This window comes from Amycolatopsis sp. NPDC005003, assembly GCF_053600695.1.
Genome location: NZ_JBSGAI010000065.1, coordinates 21,555 through 39,846, shown reverse-complemented (window position 1 = coordinate 39,846; position 18,292 = coordinate 21,555). Strand labels below are relative to the sequence as shown.

Sequence of the window (18,292 nt, the reverse complement as noted above, 5' to 3'; positions counted from 1 at the left end):
TCTACGCGATGCTCCGCAACGGCACCCACTACCGACACCCCGAACCCACCCCAGCCCCCGCAGCGGCTTGACAACCACATAGGGACACCCCCCCGTTTTCCACGCTACCGGCCGGCACCGACATTTCCGGCCGGCGCCGACGCCCGCACGCGCGGCCGCAGCGTGAACCCGCTCGGCTTGAGCGTCAAGGATTCGACGATGCGAAGCTCGTAAGCGGGATCCACGTCGAAGTCGTAGCGCTGCAGCACCGTGCCGAGGGCCAGCACCGCCTCGTGCAGCGCGAACTGGCGGCCGATGCAGGCGCGCTCGCCCGTCCCGAACGGCTTGTACGCCTGCGCCGGCCGCTTCTTCACCGCGGCAGGCTCGAAGCGGCCCGGGTCGAACACCTCGGGCTCCGGCCAGGCCGCCGGGTCGCGGTGCAGGAGCGGGAGCGGCACGATCACCCAGTCGCCCTTGCGCATCCGGTACTTGCCGCCGAGCACGACGTCTTCGCGTGCTTCGCGGAAGTAGCCGGGCGCGGTCGGCCAGAGCCGCAGCGCCTCGTCGAGCACGCGACGCACGTAACGCAGCTTCGCGACGTCGGAGAAAGCCGGCTCCCGGTCGCCCCAGACCGCGTCGACCTCGGCGCGGGCCTTCGCCAGGAGCTCGGGGTGGCGCGTCAGGTAGTACAACGCGAACGACAGCGCGCCGGACGTCGTCTCGTGGCCGGCCACGACGAACGTGATCGCCTGGTTGCGGATGTTCACCGGGTCCAGGCGCTCCCCCGTCGCCGGGTGGCCTTCGGTGAGCATCAGGCCGAGCAGGTCGCGGCTCTCCTCACCGCCCTGCCGACGGCGTTCGATGACCTCGTCGACCAGGCCGGTCATCAGCGCGAGATCGGCCTGGTTCTGCTTCCGCGTCCCGGCGATCGCGCGCCGGACGAACGGCAGCTTGATGTTCTGCAGCTGCGCGTACCGCAGCGCGCGGATCATCGCCGTGACGAACGGGTGTGGTTCGGCGCGCTCGAACGAGCCGAAGCGGTAGCCGAAGCCGGCCCGGCCGATCGTCTCCAGGGTCAGCCGGGTCATGTCGGCGGAGACTTCGACCGGCCCGCTCGCCGCGTCCCAGGCCGCCACGAGCTCGCGGGTGACCTCCAGCATGACCGGGTGGTAGCGGCGCATCGCCTCCGCGGAGAACGCCGGCTGCAGGATGTCGTGCGCCAGCCGCCAGTTCGGCTCGTGCGTGTGCGCGGTGAACAGGCCGTCGCCGCCCAGCGCACGCAGCTGCTCCACGCCGAGGCCGACGTGCTTGCCGAACTTCGTCTCGTCGTTCAGCTCGGTCACCAGGTCGACCCCGGCGACGAACACGGCCTCGAACCCGAAGAACTTGCGCGTGAAGACCGGCCCGAGCCGCCTGCCGAGGCGCACGGTGTCCTGCAGCGGCGTGCGGGGGTTCGCCCCGATCACGTCGCCGATCAGCGGCAGCCGGCCCGGCCGGTGCGGCAACCCGGTGGTGTCCACGGCGCCCCCTATTGAATCCGAATCCAATAAGGCCACGATCCCCCGCTACTGAACCCGTGTCAAGTAAGGTCGGGCCATGCGGACGAGGCTGAGCACGCAGCAGCGGCGCGAGCAGCTTCTCGGGATCGGCGCCGGGTTGTTCGCGAAGCGGCCGTACGACGAAGTGTCGATCGAGGAGGTCGCCGAGATCGCGCAGGTCTCCCGCGGCTTGCTGTACCACTACTTCCCCACCAAGAAGGACTTCTTCGCCGAGATCGTCCGCGGTCAGCGCGACCAGCTGCTGGCGATGAGCGCGCCGGACCCCGCGCTGCCCGTGGCGGAACAGCTGCGAGCCGGCCTCGACGTGTACCTCGAATTCGCGCGCACGCACCCCGACGGCTACCGGATCGTGCACCGCGCCACCGGCGGCGCCGACCGGGAGATCCTCGAGATCCGCGAAGCCGGGATGGCGGCGAACGCCGAACGCATCCTCACCGCCTTGTCCGGGCTGACCGACGTCACCGAGGTCTCCCGGCTCGCCGTCCGCGGCTGGCTGACCTTCGTCGCGACGGTGATCCTCGACTGGCTCGACCAGCCGAAGATCACCCAGGACGAGCTGCGGGACCTCTGCGTCCGGACGCTGTTCGCGGCGGTGGGCCTCACCCCGTGACGGCCGGCGACGCGGCCCCGCCGACCAGCCGCCGCGGCGCGCCGGAGCCGTCCGCCGGGACCGCCCACACGGCGTTGTCCAGCCCGTACAGCACCGTCCGGTCGTCCTGCCAGAGCGCCTGGTCGTCGACGCTGCGAGCCTCGGCGAGTTCGGTCTCCTTCAGCGTCCCGAGGTCCAGGACGGCCAGCCGCCAGCCGCCGCCGACCTTCTTCTTGAAGGCGACCCGCTTGCCGTCCGGGGACACCGACGGGCATTCGACGTTCTCGCGCAGCGTCTTGCCCCGGTAGCGCCCGTAGTCGGCTTCGACCAGGTACGTCTTGCCCTTGCTGCCGAGCGTGGCGTAGAAGCGGTTGCCGTCGGGTGCGAAGGTGATGCCCCAATAGTTGACGTCGGAGGCGAAGTAGCGCTCGCCGTCCTTGAAGACCGGGAGCTCCTCGATCGTCTTGACCAGCCGTCCGGTCTCGACTTCGTAGAGCCCGGCGCGGGTGGAGAAGCCGGTCTGCGCGTAGGAGTCGCCCGTGACGAACAGCGTCCAGTAGACCCGCTTGCCGTCCGGGGAGACGCGGGCGCGGCTCGGCGTGCCCGGCAGGGTTTCGGTGTGGCGGACGGCGAGGTGGTCGTCGAGGACCAGGACGTCCGTGATCGCCGGGAGCGTGCCGGGCCGGACGGCCAGGCACACCGCGGTCTGCCCCGCCACCGCGAACCGGTCGCACTTCAGGCCGCTGAGCTGCGGCTTCGCCGTGGTTTCGCCGAGCGGCACGGCGCCGACGCGGCCGGTGGCCGTGTCGCGGAAGAACAACTGGCCGGGGGCGAGGGTCACCGCGGCCGCGGGTTCGGCGGCCGCGGTGTCGTGCCGCGCGCTGACGGTGTACGTGACGGCGGCGGCGATCAGGAGCGCCGTACCGGTGAGGGCGAGGACGAGTTTCTTCACGGGCGCACCGGTTTCGCGAAGGCGGCGGCGAGGGCGACGACGGCCAGGCAGGCCGCGGCGACACCCACCGCGGGCCGCAGGTCCCACAGCGTCCACGCCAGTCCGAAGAGGACGGAGGAGAGCATCCGGGCCACGGCCTGGCCCGTCTGCACCACGGCCAGCCCGGTGGCGCGCAGGCCGGCCGGGATGAGCGGGCCCGCCGCGGCCATCAGGACGCCGTCGGTGGCCGCGTAGAACACGCCGTGCAGGCCGAGCGCGACGACGGCGAGCGTCACACAAGCCGGGCCGCAGAGCAGGATCAGGGCCAGGCACAGCGCCGCGTGGCCGCCGAGGAACACCGGCCAGCGGCCGATGCGGTCGGCGAGCTTGCCGAGCGGCACGGCCAGCAGCAGGTAGACCCCGGCGGTGCCCAGTGGCAGCAGCGGGAAGTACGTCGCCGCGATCTCCCACCGGCGCTGCAGGGCCAGGTAGACGAACGAGTCGCCGACCGTCACCAGGCCCAGCAGCGCCGCCCAGAGCGCGACGCGCCGGAAGTCCCGCTGTCGCAGGAGGCCGAGCGCGGCTCGAGCGGACACCGCCGCGCGGTCGACGCTGCCGGGCCGGTCGCGGACGAACAGGGCCAGCACCAGCACGGCGATGGCCGCGACGCAGAAGCTGGTGAAGAACACGCTGGGGTAGCTGCCGAGGCTCAGTGCGAGCACCGCCATCGCCACCAGCGGGCCGAGGAACGCGCCGACGGTGTCCATCGCCCGGTGCACCCCGAACGACCGGCCGAGGGTGGCCGGCTCGCTGGACAGCGAGATGAGCGCGTCACGCGGGCCCGTGCGCAGGCCCTTGCCGGTGCGGTCGGCGGCGAGGACGATCCCGATGGCCGCGACCGACGATCCGGCCGCGACCAGGCCGAGCTTGCACACCGCGGACAGGCCGTACCCGAACCCGGCGACCGCCTTGAGGCGCCGCCACCGGTCGGCGAGGTGCCCGCCGAGCACCCGCACGACCGCGGTGGCGCCGGCGTAGAGCCCGTCGAGCAGCCCGAACTGCAGCGGGTTCAGGCCGAGGCCGAGCACCAGGTAGAGCGGGAGGACGGCGGTGACCATTTCCGACGAGACGTCGGTGACCAGGCTGACCGTCCCGAGCGCCAGCACGTTGGCGGACACCCGCTTCAGCGCCGGTTCGCGGTCGGTCCCCGACGCCAGGTCCGAGGTACGGCTTGCCGCGATGTACATGCCCGGGCCTCCTAGTGGCAGGGGTAGGTCGGGCTGTTGTCGAGGACCTTGCCGTCGACGCCGATGAGCTGCGTCTGGAACGACGTGTCCGTCATCGACAGCTTCAGGACGCCGAAGGTCTTCAGCAGCTTGGCGGTCGTCGGGTGCGCCGGGCTCAGGTCGTAGAGGTTCGCGCCCCCGCTGCCGCCGACGATCTCGACCGGGCCGTTCGCGTCCGCTTTGCCATCGGCGTTCTGCGGCACGAACCGCTCGTAGTCGTGGTCGTGGCCGTTGAGGACGAGGTCGACCTTGTTGGCCACCAGCAGGTTCCACAGCTCGGTGCTGTCGGTGTTGTCACCGTGGTCACCGGAACTCCACCGCGGGTGGTGGTAGTACGCGGCGACACAGCCCTTCCTGTTGTTCGCGAGGTCCTGCTTCAGCCAGGTGATCTGGGGCGGCTCGGCGAACTCGTCGTGGGTGACGAAGTCGTTGGAGTCGAGGGCGATGAAGTGCCAGTTGCCCATTTCCCAGCTGTAGTACCGCTGGCCCTGCGGCTTGGCGATGGCACCGAAGTACTGCTCGTAGCCCGTGAACTTGGAGTAGGACTCGTGGTTGCCCGGGATCGGGTGGGTGATGCTCTTGAACTTGCCCCAGGTCTTGTCGTAGTAGTTCTTGAAGTCCGACAGGGTGGGCTCGTCGTACTGGTTGTCGCCCATGGTGATCACGGCCGCGGGGTTCATGTTCTCGACGAGCTTCGCGGTCTTGGGGTGGACGCAGCCGGAACTGCTCGCGGTGCACTGCTCGGCGATGTCGCCGGCCGCGGCGAGGACGAAGCCCGCGCTCCCGGCCGCGGTCTTGACCGTGATCGGCGTGCTCGCGGCCGAGACGTTCCCCGCGGCGTCGCGGGCGCGGACAGCGTAGGTGTAGCTCGTGTCCGGGGTGAGCCCGGTGTCGGTGTAGGACGTCGTCGCGCTGGTGGCGACCGCCGTGCCGTTGCGGAGGATGTCGTACCCGGTGACGCCGACGTTGTCGGTCGCGGCGCCCCAGCTCAGCGGGACGCTCGTGGCGGTCGCCGGGCCCGCGGTGAGGCCGGCCGGGGTGCTCGGGGCCTGGGTGTCGCCGGAGGAGTCCGTCGTGCCGAAGACCTGCATCTCCCAGAAGGAGTAGCCGTAGCTGGTGCCGCGGGTGAGGCCGACGAAGCGCACGAAGCGGCCGCGGGCGGTGAGGCCGCCGAGGTCGTCGATCTTGCCGTCACCGGTGTCGACCGTGGCGGCCGTGGTGAACGACGTGCCATCGTCGGAGACCTCGATGCGGTACTTCTTGGCGTAGGCGGCTTCCCAGTTGAGGACGACCCGGTGGATGCTCGCGGACTGGCCGAGGTCGATCCGCAGCCACTGCGGGTCGGCGCCCTCGGCGCTGGCCCAGCGGGTGGTGGTGCTGCCGTCGACGGCCTTCGCGCCGGCGTAGGACGAGCTTTCGACGGTGGAGGTGGCCACGGGTTTTCCCTGCGACAGCAGGACATCGGCGGCCTGGGTGGTGGCGGCCGCGGCGATCGCGGACGGCAACAGCACCACGGCGGCGATCACCGGGGTGAGTCGGGCCAATGGGCGTAGTGGGGTGGACGGCACGTCGCGCTCCTTACGGGCCTGGCGGTGGCTGGTGGGCTGCGGCGTCAGGTGAACTGTTAGGAAAGTTTCCTAACTAATCGAACCTCTCGGACTGTAACGAGAGGCCGATCGGGCTGACAAGACGTGTCTTGTCCTTGAATCGGTCAAGAGGGTGAGTTTTTCACGATTTCCGCAGCTCAGCGGATGTGCCGATGAGCGGCACATTGCTCCGCGCGCCGGGATCCGCTCAGCCGGGCTGCGGCGGCGCCTGAAGGCCCTGGAAGACGGCCGCGATCAGCCGGCGCCCCTGCGCCGCGCCCTCGTCGTTGTTCGCCACGCGCCACAGGAAGCTCATGAGCATGATGATGTCGGCGGGGTCGTGCCCGGGCGCGATGGTTCCCTCGGCCACGCAGGCGTCGACGAGCTTCTTGACGGCTGCCGTCGTCGGCGCCCACGAAGCGCTGATCAGCTCCTGGGCGGCAGCGCTGTGCAGCGCGTCGCCGAGGCCGTGCTTGATGCGGATGTAGGCCGACAGCGTCTCGAACCACTCGACGAACGCGGCCTTCGCGGACGAATGGCGGGCCAGCACGTCGTCGGCGGTGGCCGTCAGGCGTTCGATGTCGTGCTGGTAGGCCCCGATGATCAGGTCTTCGCGCGTCGGGAAGTGGCGGTAGAGGGTCCCGGCACCGACGCCGGCGCGCTTGGCGACCTCGCTCAGCGGCACGAGCGGGTTCTGTGCGAAGAGCTCGTGCGCGGCCTCGATGATCGCGACGCGGTTGCGCGCGGCGGCCTTGCGCTGGGTGCCGTACGTCCCCTCGGTCATGCCCCGATCATGCCTCATCGTTGACATGCGGAGAATCCTCCGCTAGTTTCGTCCCCAGATCCGGAGAATCCTCCGCGAGTTCCTTCCCCAGGAGAACCTCATGCGTTACGTGAAGCTCGGCACCACCGGCCTGGACGTCTCCCCCGTCGCGATCGGCGCGATGAGCTACGGCGTCCCCGACCGCGGCCACCCCGTCTGGTCCCTCGACGAGGAACGGGCCCGGCCGCTGATCAAGCACGCCCTCGAGGCCGGCATCAACTTCTTCGACACCGCGAACATGTACTCGAACGGGTCCAGCGAGGAGATCCTCGGCCGCGCGCTCAAGGACTTCGCCGACCGCGACGACGTCGTGATCGCCACCAAGCTGCGCCACCCGATGCGGCCCGGCCCCAACGGCCGCGGGCTGTCCCGCAAGGCGATCATGACCGAGATCGACCATTCACTGCGGCGACTGGGCACCGACTACGTCGACCTCTACCAGATCCACCGCAACGACCACGAGACGCCGCTGGAGGAGACCCTCGAAGCGCTCAGCGACCTGGTCAAGGCCGGCAAGGTGCGGTACCTGGGTGCGTCGTCGATGTTCGCGTGGGAGTTCGCCAAGGCCCTCCACCTGCAGAAGCAGCACGGCTGGGCGCGGTTCGTGTCCATGCAGGACCACTACAACTTGCTGGCGCGCGAGGAAGAACGCGAAATGATCCCGCTGTGCCTGGACGAGGGCGTCGGCACGATCGTCTGGAGCCCGCTGGCCCGCGGCCGCCTGGCCCGCGCCTGGGACGACGCGAAGTCGACGGCCCGGTCCGGCACCGACGGCGCCTACGCGGACCTGCTGTACTCGCCCGCGGAGGAGGCGTCGAACCGCGCGATCGTGGACGCGGTCGGGAAGGTGGCGGCGGCCCACGGCGTGAGCCGCGCGGCCATCGCGCTGGCCTGGCTGCACCGGCAGCCGGTCGTCACGGCTCCGCTGGTCGGCGCCGGTTCGATCGAGCAGATCGACGACGCGGTGGCTTCGTTGGACGTCTCGCTCGGCGATGACGACGTGCGCGCGCTCACGGCGCCCTACACACCGCGGTACGACTGGCAGGGCGTCTCGGACGAGGCGACCATGGCGGCGATCCGGGCTCGCGTGCCGGGAATGGCGCTGGCGTAAGGGTTTCCTTGGAGCGCAACAGCTTCCGATGATCACCCGATTCAGCGATGGCGTTCGCACAGGTGTTCGGTAACTTGGATTGCATGACGCCTACCGCCCCCGCCGGCACCGTCCGGCGAAGACCTTCAGCGCAGCAGTTTCCGGATTTCCGCGACCGCGGCCCGGCCGGCCCGGTTGGCGCCGACCGTGCTCGCCGAGGGCCCGTACCCGACGAGGTGCAGCCGCGGCTCCAGCACCACCCGGGTGCCGTCCATGCGAATGCCGCCACCGGGTTCGCGGATGTGCAGCGGCGCAAGGTGATCGATCGCCGCGCGGAACCCGGTGGCCCACAGGATCACGTCGGCGTCGAACCGCGCGCCGTCCGCCCAGACGACACCCTCGGGCGTGATCCGCTCGAACATCGGCCGCCGGTCGAGGATCCCGGCGGCCCGGGCGGCCCGCACCTCCGGCGTCACGGCCAGATCGGTCACGCTGACGACGCTTTCGGGTGGCAGCCCGGCCCGGACCCGCTCGTCGACCTTGGCGACGGCGTTGCGGCCCCAGTTCTCGCTGAAGGGCTCGTCCCGCCACACGGGCGGCCGACGCGTGACCCAGGCCGTCGCGCGGGCGAGCGGCGCGAACTCCATGAGCAGCTGAACGGCGGAAGCCCCGCCACCGACCACGACCACCCGCCGGCCGCGCAGGTCTTCGGGCCCGGTGTAGTCGGCGGTGTGCAGCTGCCGCCCGGCGAAGGTCTCCTGGCCGGGATAGCGCGGCCAGAAGGGCCGGTCCCAGGTCCCGGTGGCGCTGATGACGGCCCGGGCAGCCCAGGATTCGGCGGGGCTGGAAACGATCAGCCGCTCGCCCGCCCGCGTCACGGACTGGACGTCCACGGGCCGGAGAACGGGAAGGTCGTAAACGCTTTCGAAGCGCCCGAAGTACTCGGAGACGACTTCGGAGGCGGGGCGCGTCACGTCCGGGGTGCCGAAGGCCATCCCGGGGAGATCGTGGATGCCGTGGACCTTCCCGAGAACCAGCGAGGGCCACCGGTACTGCCAGGCACCACCGGCCCGCTTCCCGTGGTCGAGCACGACGAACCCGCTTCGGTTGGCAAACCCGGCCCGCCGCAGGTGGTAGGCCGCGGACAACCCGGCTTGCCCGGCCCCGACGACCACAACATCCGTCTCGTGATCCGCGCCGCTCATAGGAGGTGCAACGAAACCAGCGGTGGCATATTTCGCGCGCTACGTCACAGTGGCCGGGCCTGGGCCACCACGCCGCCATCCGCGCCTTTCCCGCCCATCCGGTCCTTGGTACAGCCCTCATGAGGCTGCGACCGGCGCTTCCCTGTCCCGCGGGCCTTGACCGGTCAGCCCCGCACCAGCTGGCTCCGGCGCCCCGAGCTGAGTCCCTCTACACCGCAACCCGGTTCCGCCCGGCCTCCTTGGCCCGGTACAGCGCGGCATCGGCGGTGCGGAGAACGTCATCGAGCGTCGGCCCGGCATCCGGATGCCGGGCGACCCCGATCGAGACCGAAAGGCCACTCACCCGGACCGTTCCCGAACCCGTCGAAATCACCACGTTCAGCTCACCCACCGCCACCCGCACCCGCTCGGCGATCGCCAGCACGTCCGCGCGGCCGATACCCGGCAGCAGCACCACGAACTCCTCGCCGCCGAACCGGCCCACCGTGTCGCCCTGGCGCACCGAACCGGAAATCGCCACCGCGACCGCCGCCAGCACGTCGTCGCCGGTCAAGTGGCCGTAGGTGTCGTTGATCCGCTTGAAGTGGTCCAGGTCGATCATCAGCACCGCGAAGCCCCCGCCGGCGCGGCGCTGCACGCGGGTGTGCTCGCGCGTCGCGGATTCGTGCCAGCCCGCGGTGTTGAGCAGCCCGGTCTTCTCGTCCGTGACAGCGGCGACCTGCAGCTGCTGCTTCAACAGCAGATACCGGTGCAGCAGCAACAACGGCGCCACGACGAACACCACCAGCACCGGCTGCTCGACCAGCGCCAGGGCGGCAAGCCCACCCAAGCACAGGGTCGCCAGCTCGAACGCGTTGTCCTCCCAGGTGCCGACGAGATCGGCCGCCGAGCGCTGGCTGGTGTACAGGTAGATGCCGGCCGCCACCAGGCCGACGTTCACCAGCTCGAACACCGCGGCCGCCAGGCAGAGCGCGAACAGTCCGCGCGGCGTCTGCAATGGCGTCCCGTGCAGCCCCAACACCGCGAGAACGGAGGAAGCAGCGAAACAGGAGAGCATCGCCCACGCCGTGCTGGCCACGAAACGGTGCGCGGGCCGCGTACGGACCTGGCGCCACACTCGCACCCACAGGTGCGTGTAGAGCACGACGGCCAGCAGCGCCACCCACGCCGGCGGGAGCAGGACCACACCGGCGAGGTACCAGACGGACGTGACGTTGATGTGCGTCTGCCCGCTCATCCACCGCCGCAACCGCTCGATGCGGCGCGACATCTCGGCCTGCGCCACCCCGAGCGCAACGAGCACGGCGAACCACCCGGGACGCACCGGCCCGCCGAACCCGCCGGCCAGCGCGGCCCCGGTCGCGACGACGGCGAGCAGTTCACAGCCGAGGGCGTAGGCGATCCAGCGGGTCTTCGCCCCGCCCCACATCGCCCATCGCGCAGGCCAGCCGGGCCAGGTGGAAAGCGCACCCCGGCGCACGGCGGCCTGGGCTCTCAAGAGCCGAGGTCACAGACGTGACGAACCGGCATCGTGACGTACCCCTCGCGCAAAGTTCGGCCGACCAGGTAGCCCAGCGTAGCCGTTCCAGCGACGCGCGTCGCCAGTCCAGGCGAATTGCCCGCAACGCCCCGGCTCGAAGACCCGCGCAGGGTAGATCGACGCGGCTCAGCGCCTCACGTACGGATCACTACCGGGGACGCGCCAGCCGACTCGCGCAGAGGGTGGACGATTGCCGCGGAGCGCCCGAGCCGAACCTCGGCCCGGCCCGGCTCGGTTGCGCAGTGCACGGCCGCGGCCGCCGGACCGGCCGCTGCGGCGCGCCGCCATTGCGGCCACGCTTCTCCCCGAAATCCGCGCACCGCAAGCCCCGGCGCAACCTGGCGACGCACCGCAGATCACCGCCGCGACTTGTTGGCGCGAGCGCCGTCGCGAGTCGATCTACTTGCGCAAGGCGCGGATGATCGCCACCAGGCCGACCACCGCGGCGATGGCGGCCAGCGCCGGGACCACCCGCTTGAGCACCGACTTCCCCGCGTAGTCGAGCAGGTCGATCGCCTCGGTCTCCGGGGGTGCCGGGACGCTGTGCAACGCCGGACGGTCCGCCGGCTTGGGCTTCGGCTCCGTGTTGATCTCCGGGGTCGTCGGCGCCTGCTTGACCGCCGGCTGCGGCTTGGCCACGGGCTCGGACGTGGCCGCCGACCCGGCCTCCGCGACCGGCTTCGCGGCCGGTTCGGCCACCGGCGCGGCAGCGGCCGCCGCCACCGGAGCGGCCGCCGCCGGAGCAGCCGCGGCATCCCCCGCGGAGGCGCCCTTCGCCGCAGGCTCCTGCGCCGCGGCAGCTCCCGCCGGGGCGCCCTTCCCCGCAGCTCCCGCCGGGGCGTCCTTCCCCGCAGCTCCGGCCGGAGTGCCCTTCGCCGCAGCTCCCGCCGACGCGCCCTTCGCGGGAGCTGCCGCCTCCTCCGCCGGGGCCAGCTTGCCCGACAGGCACCCCGCGAACGTGTCCAGGATCTTGCCGCCCACCTCGCTGATCAAGCCGCGGCCGAACTGGGCCGGCTTGCCCGTGATCGCCAGGTCGGTCGACACCGCTCCGTGGGTTCCGCCGTCGGTCTCCGTCAACGTCAGCGTCACCGTTGCCGCCGCCGTGCCGGCTCCGCGGGAATCCTTGCCCGAGGCCTTGATCGTCACCTTGCGGGCTTCTTCGTCCTTCTCGAGGAACTCGCCATTCCCCTTGTACAGCAGGGAGATCGGCCCGAGTTTGACCTTCACCGTTCCGCTGAACTTGTCGCCTTCGACCTTCGTCAGCGTGGCGCCCGGCATGCAGGGGGCGACGCGCTCGGGGTCGACGACCGCCTGCCAGACCTCGCCGATCGGCGCCGGGACGGTGAATTCGTGGTCGAGCCGCACGGGCCGACCTCCTTCCTGATGACGACGGGGGTCCGGTGCCCACCCTAGCCGCCGGACGGCGGCCCGGGTGGGCGAACCGGACTCCCTCAGGCGCCGGCCGCCGCCGCTATTGCGCGGCCCGTCAGCACCTGCGCCAGGTGACGGCGGTATTCGACGTCGGCGTTGCTGTCCACCGGCGGATTCGTGCCCTCCGCCGCGTGCGACGCCGCCGCGGTGATCGCCTCCGCCGATGCCTGGACGCCGACCAGTGCCGCCTCGACTCCGGAGGCCCGGACCGGGGTCGAGCCCATGTTCGTCAGCGCGACGCGCGCCTCCTCGATGACGCCCGCCTCCGTCCGGACCGTGACCGCGACCGCGACCATCGACCACGCCTGGGCGACGCGGTTGAACTTCTCGTAGTGCGCCCGCCACCCCGTGTGCTTGGGCACGCGGACCTCGACCAGCAGCTCGTCCGGTGCCAGCGCGGTGGTGAACAGGTCGCGGAAGAAGTCCGCGGCCGGCACCGTGCGCCGCCCCGACGGGCCGGCCACCACCAGCGACGCGTCCAGCGCCAGCACCGGCGCCAGCAGGTCGCCGGCCGGGTCGGCGTGGGCGATCGCGCCGCCCAGCGTCCCGCGGTGGCGGATCTGCGGGTCGGCGACCGTGTCCGTGGCCTCCTTGAGCAACGCCGCGTGCGATGCCACCAACGCGTCCCGCTGGACGTCGTAGTGCGTGGTCATCGCGCCGATCACCAGCTCGTCGCCCTCTTCGCGGACGCCGCGCAGTTCGGCGACGCGCCCGAGGTCGACCAGTGTGGTCGGGGCCGCGAGGCGCATCCGCAGCACCGGCAGCAGGCTCTGGCCGCCGGCCAGTACCTTGGCGTCCTCGCCGGCCGCCGCCAGTGCCTGCACCGCTTCGTCCACTGTGGACGGGCGGACGTAGTCGAACGGGGCCGGGATCACTGCACACCTCCGGAAGCGTCGATGGAGCCCAGTCCGCCGCCGGCCTCGGAACGGCCGGGGCCGCCCGCGTCGGTGGTGCCGTGCTGGATGGCGTGCCACACCCGCATCGGGGTCAGCGGCATCTCGATGTCGTTCACTCCGAAGGGGCGCACGGCGTCGATCACCGCGTTGACCACCGCCGGGGTGGACGCGATCGTGCCCGCCTCGCCGACGCCCTTGGCGCCGAGCGGGTTGGTCGTCGACGGCGTCTCCGTGCGGTCGGTGGTGAACGACGGCAGGTCGGCCGCCGACGGCAGCAGGTAGTCGGCGAACGTGCCGGTCGTCAGCGTGCCGCTTTCGTCGTGCTCGGTGCCCTCGAACAGCGCCTGCGCGATGCCCTGCGCCAGCCCGCCGTGCACCTGACCTTCGACGATCAACGGGTTCACCGCGACCCCGACGTCGTCGACGCAGACGTACGAGCGCAGCTTGATCCGGCCCGTCTCGGTGTCCACTTCGGCCGCGCACAGGTGCGTGCCGTGCGGGAACGAGAAGTTCTCCGGGTCGAACGTGGCGTCCGAGTCGAGCGACGGCTCGACGCCGTCGGGCAGGTTGTGCGCCGCGAACACCGCGAGCGCGACGTCGCCCAGCGTCGTCGACGTGTCGGTGCCCTTCACGGTGAACTTGCCGCCGGCGAACTCCAGGTCGTCCTCGGCGCATTCGAGCAGGTGCGCCGCGATCGGCTTGGCCTTCGCGATCACCTTCTCCGCGGCCTTGACGATGGCGATCCCACCGACCACCAGCGAGCGCGAGCCGTAGGTGTCCATGCCCTTGTGCGACGACTGGGTGTCGCCGTGCAGGATCTCGACGTCCTCGAACGCGACGCCCAGCTGGTCGGCGACGATCTGGCTCCACGCCGTCTCGTGGCCCTGGCCGTGCGCGGACGCGCCCGTGGTGACCTCGACCTTGCCGGTGGGCAGCATCCGGATCGACGCGTACTCCCAGCCGCCGGCGCCGTAGTCGAGCGAGCCGAGCACCCGTGACGGCGCGAGGCCGCACATCTCGGTGAACGTCGAGATGCCGATGCCGAGCTGCACCTTGTCCTTCGACGCGCGGCGCTTCTCCTGCTCGGCGCGCAGGCCGTCGTAGTCGAAGAGCTGCTTGGCCTTCTCGGTGGCGGCCTCGTAGTTGCCGGAGTCGTAGGTCAGCCCGCACACCGTGGTGAACGGGAATTCCTCGTGCTTGATCCAGTTCTTTTCGCGCAGCTCCAGCGGGTCCATGCCGAGCTCGACGGCGAGCTCGTCCATGATCCGCTCGATCGCGAACGTCGCCTCCGGGCGGCCGGCGCCGCGGTAGGCGTCGGTCAGCGTCGTCGTCGTGTACACGTTGGTGCACGCGAAGTGGTACGCCGGGATCTTGTAGATCGCGTTGAACATGAACGCGCCGAGGATCGGCACGCCCGGGCCGACCAGGCCGTTGTACGCGCCGAGGTTGGCCAGCAGCTCGACCTTCAGGCCGGTGACCTGGCCGTCGCGGGTCGCCGAGATGGTGATGTCCTGGATCTGGTCGCGGCCGTGGTGGGCGGCGAGCATCGTCTCCGACCGCGACTCGTTCCACTTGACCGGCTTGCCGAGCTTCTGCGCGACCAGCAGCGACATCATCTCTTCCGGCAGGACGCCGATCTTGCCGCCGAAGCCGCCGCCGACGTCCGGGGCGATCACGCGCAGCTTGTGCTCGGGGATGCCGAGCGTCAGCGCCGACATCACGCGCAGGATGTGCGGGATCTGGGTGGCCGACCACATGGTGATCTGCGTGCCGGTCGGGTCGACGACGCAGGCGCGCGGCTCCATGAAGGCCGGGACGAGCCGCTGCTGGCGGAAGCGGCGTTTGAGCACGACCTCCGACGAGCTGATCGCGTCCTCGACGTTGCCGCCGGTGCCGGCCTCGCCGGAGTCGAACTTCCAGACGGCGCTCGTGTTGGTGCCGAGGTCTTCGTGGACCAGCGGGGCGCCGTCGGCGATCGCGGCTTCCATGTCGAGGACGACCGGCAGCTCGTCGTACTCGACGTCGATCTCCTCGAGCGCGTCGTGCGCTTCGGCGGACGACCGCGCGACGACGACCGCGACGCCTTCACCGGCGAAGTTGACCGTGCCGGCGGCGAGCACCGGGCGGCGCGGCGCCTTCATGTCCGGCGTGATCGGCCACGCGCACGGCATGCCGACCGCGCCGTCCGGGTCCAGGTCCGCCGCGGTGTAGACGGCGATGACGCCGGGCGCGCTCTTCGCCGCGGCCGTGTCGATCGAGACGATCTTGGCGTGCGCGAACGGGCTGCGCAGCACGGCCAGGTGCAACAGGCCGGGCAGCGTGATGTTGTCGGTCCAGCGGGTGCGGCCGGTGATCAGCCGCTCGTCCTCCTTGCGGCGGCGGGACTTGCCGACCTCCGGTTCGATCGTGGCGGTCATCAGTCACCACCCACGCCGACGTGCTTGTTCTCGGCGATCCGCTCGGCTTCGGGCCCGGCGCCGGGGCTCATCTGCTTCGCGGCGTCGCGGACCGCGCGGACGATGTTCTGGTAGCCGGTGCAGCGGCAGAGGTTGCCTTCGAGACCCTCGCGGACGGCCTGCTCGTCCGGGTCCGGGTTGTCGGCCAGCAGGTCGATCGACTGCATGATCATGCCGGGCGTGCAGAACCCGCACTGCAGCGCGTGGTTGTCGTGGAACGCCTGCTGCACCGGGTGCAGCTTGCCGTCGCGGGCGAGGCCTTCGACGGTGGTGACCTCGCAGCCGTCGGCCTGCACGGCCAGCACGGAGCAGGACTTCACGCTGTGCCCGTCGAGGTGGACGGTGCAGGCGCCGCAGTTGCTGGTGTCGCAGCCGACGACGGTGCCGACCTTCCCGAGTTTTTCGCGTAGGTGGTGCACGAGGAGGGTGCGGGGTTCGACTTCGTCGGTGTACTTCGTCCCGTCGACGGTGACGGTGATGCGCATCAGGCCTCCAAAAGCCGGTTCGGGAACGGCCCGCCCGATGAGTGATCGGGCTCACAAACCCCGAGCGTGCTACTCGACCTTCGCGTCGACAAGCCCTGATGTCACACGTTCAACTACCTGTTCCGCAGATACGTGCCGAGAGGCAGCACAACTCCGTATGTGCGGACATCCGGACGGGTGAACATTGTCGGCCACCTGGATCAGTCAGCCGTGAATGCGTCCCGAAAGCTCGGCCAGCCGCTTCCCGCCGCCGCCCCACCGCAGCGCGATGATCTCCGCGGCGATCGACACCGCCGTCTCCTCCGGCGTGCGCGCCCCGAGGTCGAGGCCGATCGGCGACGACAGCTTTTCCAGCTCCGCTTCGGTGATCCCGGCTTCGCGCAGGCGGGCGAAGCGGTCGTCGTGCGTCTTGCGGGACCCCATGGCGCCGACGTAGCCGACGTCCAGGCGCAGCGCGACCTCGAGCAGCGGCACGTCGAACTTCGGGTCGTGGGTCAGCACCGCGATCGCGGTGCGCTGGTCGATGCGCCCCGCGTCGGCCTCGGCCTGCAGGTAGCGGTGCGGCCAGTCGACGACGACGTCGTCCGCGTCCGGGAACCGGCTGGCGGTGGCGAACACCGGCCGGGCGTCGCACACCGTGACCTGGTAGCCGAGGTAGGCGCCCATGCGGGCCATCGCGGCGGCGAAGTCGATCGCGCCGAAGACCAGCAGCCGGGGCGGCGGCTCGAAGGAGTTGACGAACACCGCCATGCCCTCGCCGCGGCGCTGCCCGTCCGGGCCGTAGTGCAGGGTGCCGGTGCGGCCGCTGGCCAGCAGGCCGCGCGCGTCGTCGGCCACCGCGTCGTCCATCCGCGACGACCCGAGCGAGCCCGCGGTGCGGTCCGGCCAGACGATCATGTGCTCGCCGACCAGGCCTTCCCGCTCGTGCTCGATGATCGTGACGACCGCGACCGGCTCGCCGCCGCGCACCGACGCGACCACGTCGCCGAGCTCCGGCATCGACTCGCGATCGACGTGCTCGACGTAGATGTCGATGATCCCGCCGCAGGTCAGGCCGACCGCGAAGGCGTCGTCGTCGCTGACGCCGTAGCGCTGCAGCACCGGCTTGCGCTCGGCGACGACCTCCTGCGCGAGCTCGTAGACCGCGCCCTCGACGCAGCCGCCGGACACGCTGCCGGCGACGGTGCCGTCCGGCGCGACGACCATCGCGGCGCCCGGCGCGCGCGGCGCCGAACTGAAGGTGGCGACCACGGTGCCGAGCCCGACGGTCTCGCCTTCGGACCAGCGGCGGAACACGTCGTCCAGTACGTCACGCATCGGAAATCTCCCCGAGCAGTCGTTCCAAAGTGGCCAAGGTGTGCCCGGCCAGCAGCCGGTCGATGTGGGGCAGCGCGGCCACGATGCCCGACTGGACCGGAGCGTAACCCGCACGGCCGGCGTGCGGATTCACCCAGAATACGGCGTGCGCGAGCCGGCGCAGGCGCGCGAGCTGCTCGCCGAGCAGGCCGGTGTCGCCGCGCTCCCAGCCGTCGGAGAACACCGTGACCACGGCACGCCGCGCCACGCCGCGCCGGCCCCAGCGGTCGAGGAACGCCTGGAGCGTCTCGCCGAGCCGGGTGCCGCCGGCGAAGTCCGGCACGGCCGAGCCCGCCGCGAGCATCGCGCGTTCCGGGTCGCGCTGCCGCAGCTGGCGCGATACCCGGGTCAGCCGCGTGCCGAGCGTGAACACCTCGACGGACGGCGGCGCGGCCCGGGTGAGCACGTGGGCGAACCGCAACAGGGCGTCGGCGTACGGGCTCATCGAGCCGGAGACGTCGATGAGCAGCACGACCCGCCGCGGCCGCCTGCCGCGGCGGGTGTGGACGAGCTTCAGGGGTTCGCCGCCGCCGGCCAACATGGCGCGCAGCGTGCGTGACGGGTCGAGCCGCCCGCGCCGGGACGGCGTCCGCCGGGCGGCCGGGCGCCGAGGGAGGACGGGCTTCAGGGTGGCCAGCAGCTCGCGGAGGTGCTCGCGTTCGGCGGTGGTGAGCTCGGCGAGGTCGCGGTGGCGCAGCACTTCGTGGGCGCTGGCGGCGACTTTCAGCTGGTCGTGCCCCTCTCCGCCCTCGCCGTCCGCGCCCTCGGCCGCGGCGAGCGGAGCGATCCTGGCCTTCTTGGGCGCGGCGGAGGTCGCCCGCCGCGGGGTGGTGGTTTCGATCGAAAACCACTGGCTGAAGGCCTCTTCGTAGCACGGGAGGTCGTCGGGGCTGGAGCAGAGCGTCAGCCGCCCGGCCCAGTACAGCTGGGTGGGCTCGGCGACGTCGATCTCGGCCACGGCACTGAGGTACGCCTGCACGCGGTGCGCGTCGCAGGCGACACCGGCTTCGCGCAGCGCGGCGGCGAACCCGGCGTACCCGGCGACGGGATCGGCGGCGGTGGTCACACATCCATTGTGCG

General features: G+C 71.3%; 15 protein-coding genes. 2 read left to right on the top strand and 13 right to left on the bottom strand.

Annotation, left to right across the window (positions count from 1 at the left end):
- Positions 1 to 104 precede the first annotated feature (104 nt).
- Complete coding sequence (locus tag ACWED2_RS43935; RefSeq protein WP_449696446.1) at positions 105 to 1,499, bottom strand: cytochrome P450; 1,395 nt, start codon at positions 1,497 to 1,499, stop codon at positions 105 to 107.
- A gap of 76 nt (positions 1,500 to 1,575) precedes the next feature.
- Between ACWED2_RS43935 and ACWED2_RS43930 the strand changes: the two genes are divergently transcribed.
- Positions 1,576 to 2,148 carry a TetR/AcrR family transcriptional regulator gene (locus ACWED2_RS43930; protein WP_449696445.1) on the top strand — a complete coding sequence of 191 codons (573 nt, stop codon included), beginning with the start codon at positions 1,576 to 1,578 and terminating at the stop codon, positions 2,146 to 2,148.
- Here ACWED2_RS43930 and ACWED2_RS43925 read toward each other — a convergent pair.
- The 4 genes from ACWED2_RS43925 to ACWED2_RS43910 form a co-directional block, all read right to left on the bottom strand.
- Complete coding sequence (locus tag ACWED2_RS43925) at positions 2,138 to 3,079, bottom strand: TolB family protein (RefSeq protein WP_449696444.1); 942 nt, start codon at positions 3,077 to 3,079, stop codon at positions 2,138 to 2,140. The genes ACWED2_RS43930 and ACWED2_RS43925 overlap by 11 nt on opposite strands.
- Complete coding sequence (locus ACWED2_RS43920; protein ID WP_449696443.1) at positions 3,076 to 4,305, bottom strand: MFS transporter; 1,230 nt, start codon at positions 4,303 to 4,305, stop codon at positions 3,076 to 3,078. Before ACWED2_RS43920 ends, ACWED2_RS43925 begins: the two co-directional genes overlap by 4 nt.
- A gap of 11 nt (positions 4,306 to 4,316) precedes the next feature.
- Positions 4,317 to 5,870, bottom strand: coding sequence for a discoidin domain-containing protein (locus ACWED2_RS43915; protein WP_449696448.1), 1,554 nt, complete (start codon positions 5,868 to 5,870; stop codon positions 4,317 to 4,319).
- Positions 5,871 to 6,138: 268 nt separating this feature from the next.
- The gene (locus ACWED2_RS43910; RefSeq protein ID WP_449696442.1) at positions 6,139 to 6,714 is read right to left on the bottom strand and encodes a TetR/AcrR family transcriptional regulator; all 576 of its coding nucleotides are present in this window, start codon (positions 6,712 to 6,714) and stop codon (positions 6,139 to 6,141) included.
- Between the two features lie 100 nt (positions 6,715 to 6,814).
- On the opposite strand from ACWED2_RS43910, the gene ACWED2_RS43905 reads away from it, so the two are divergent.
- A complete protein-coding gene (locus ACWED2_RS43905) occupies positions 6,815 to 7,864 on the top strand; it encodes an aldo/keto reductase (protein ID WP_449696441.1) in 1,050 nt (349 codons plus the stop codon).
- Between the two features lie 125 nt (positions 7,865 to 7,989).
- Here the strand turns inward: ACWED2_RS43905 and ACWED2_RS43900 are convergent, their stop codons facing one another.
- The 8 genes from ACWED2_RS43900 to ACWED2_RS43865 all read right to left on the bottom strand — a co-directional run bounded on the left by ACWED2_RS43900 (position 7,990) and on the right by ACWED2_RS43865 (position 18,278).
- Complete coding sequence (locus tag ACWED2_RS43900; protein WP_449696440.1) at positions 7,990 to 9,048, bottom strand: NAD(P)-binding domain-containing protein; 1,059 nt, start codon at positions 9,046 to 9,048, stop codon at positions 7,990 to 7,992.
- 208 nt (positions 9,049 to 9,256) lie between these two features.
- Entirely contained in the window at positions 9,257 to 10,477 is a 1,221-nt protein-coding gene (locus tag ACWED2_RS43895; RefSeq protein WP_449696447.1) for a diguanylate cyclase, read from the bottom strand.
- Between the two features lie 510 nt (positions 10,478 to 10,987).
- A complete protein-coding gene (locus tag ACWED2_RS43890) occupies positions 10,988 to 11,953 on the bottom strand; it encodes an SRPBCC family protein (RefSeq protein ID WP_449696439.1) in 966 nt (321 codons plus the stop codon).
- Between the two features lie 86 nt (positions 11,954 to 12,039).
- Positions 12,040 to 12,894 carry an FAD binding domain-containing protein gene (locus ACWED2_RS43885; RefSeq protein ID WP_449696438.1) on the bottom strand — a complete coding sequence of 285 codons (855 nt, stop codon included), beginning with the start codon at positions 12,892 to 12,894 and terminating at the stop codon, positions 12,040 to 12,042.
- Complete coding sequence (locus ACWED2_RS43880) at positions 12,891 to 15,332, bottom strand: xanthine dehydrogenase family protein molybdopterin-binding subunit (RefSeq protein WP_449696437.1); 2,442 nt, start codon at positions 15,330 to 15,332, stop codon at positions 12,891 to 12,893. The genes ACWED2_RS43885 and ACWED2_RS43880 overlap by 4 nt, the downstream gene beginning before the upstream one ends.
- On the bottom strand, positions 15,332 to 15,856 hold the full coding sequence (locus tag ACWED2_RS43875; protein WP_449696436.1) for a (2Fe-2S)-binding protein: 525 nt from the start codon (positions 15,854 to 15,856) through the stop codon (positions 15,332 to 15,334). Before ACWED2_RS43875 ends, ACWED2_RS43880 begins: the two co-directional genes overlap by 1 nt.
- A gap of 204 nt (positions 15,857 to 16,060) precedes the next feature.
- Positions 16,061 to 17,173: an XdhC family protein gene (locus ACWED2_RS43870; protein WP_449696435.1), complete on the bottom strand. Its 1,113-nt coding sequence runs from the start codon at positions 17,171 to 17,173 to the stop codon at positions 16,061 to 16,063.
- The gene (locus ACWED2_RS43865; protein WP_449696434.1) at positions 17,166 to 18,278 is read right to left on the bottom strand and encodes a vWA domain-containing protein; all 1,113 of its coding nucleotides are present in this window, start codon (positions 18,276 to 18,278) and stop codon (positions 17,166 to 17,168) included. Before ACWED2_RS43865 ends, ACWED2_RS43870 begins: the two co-directional genes overlap by 8 nt.
- Positions 18,279 to 18,292: the final 14 nt, after the last annotated feature.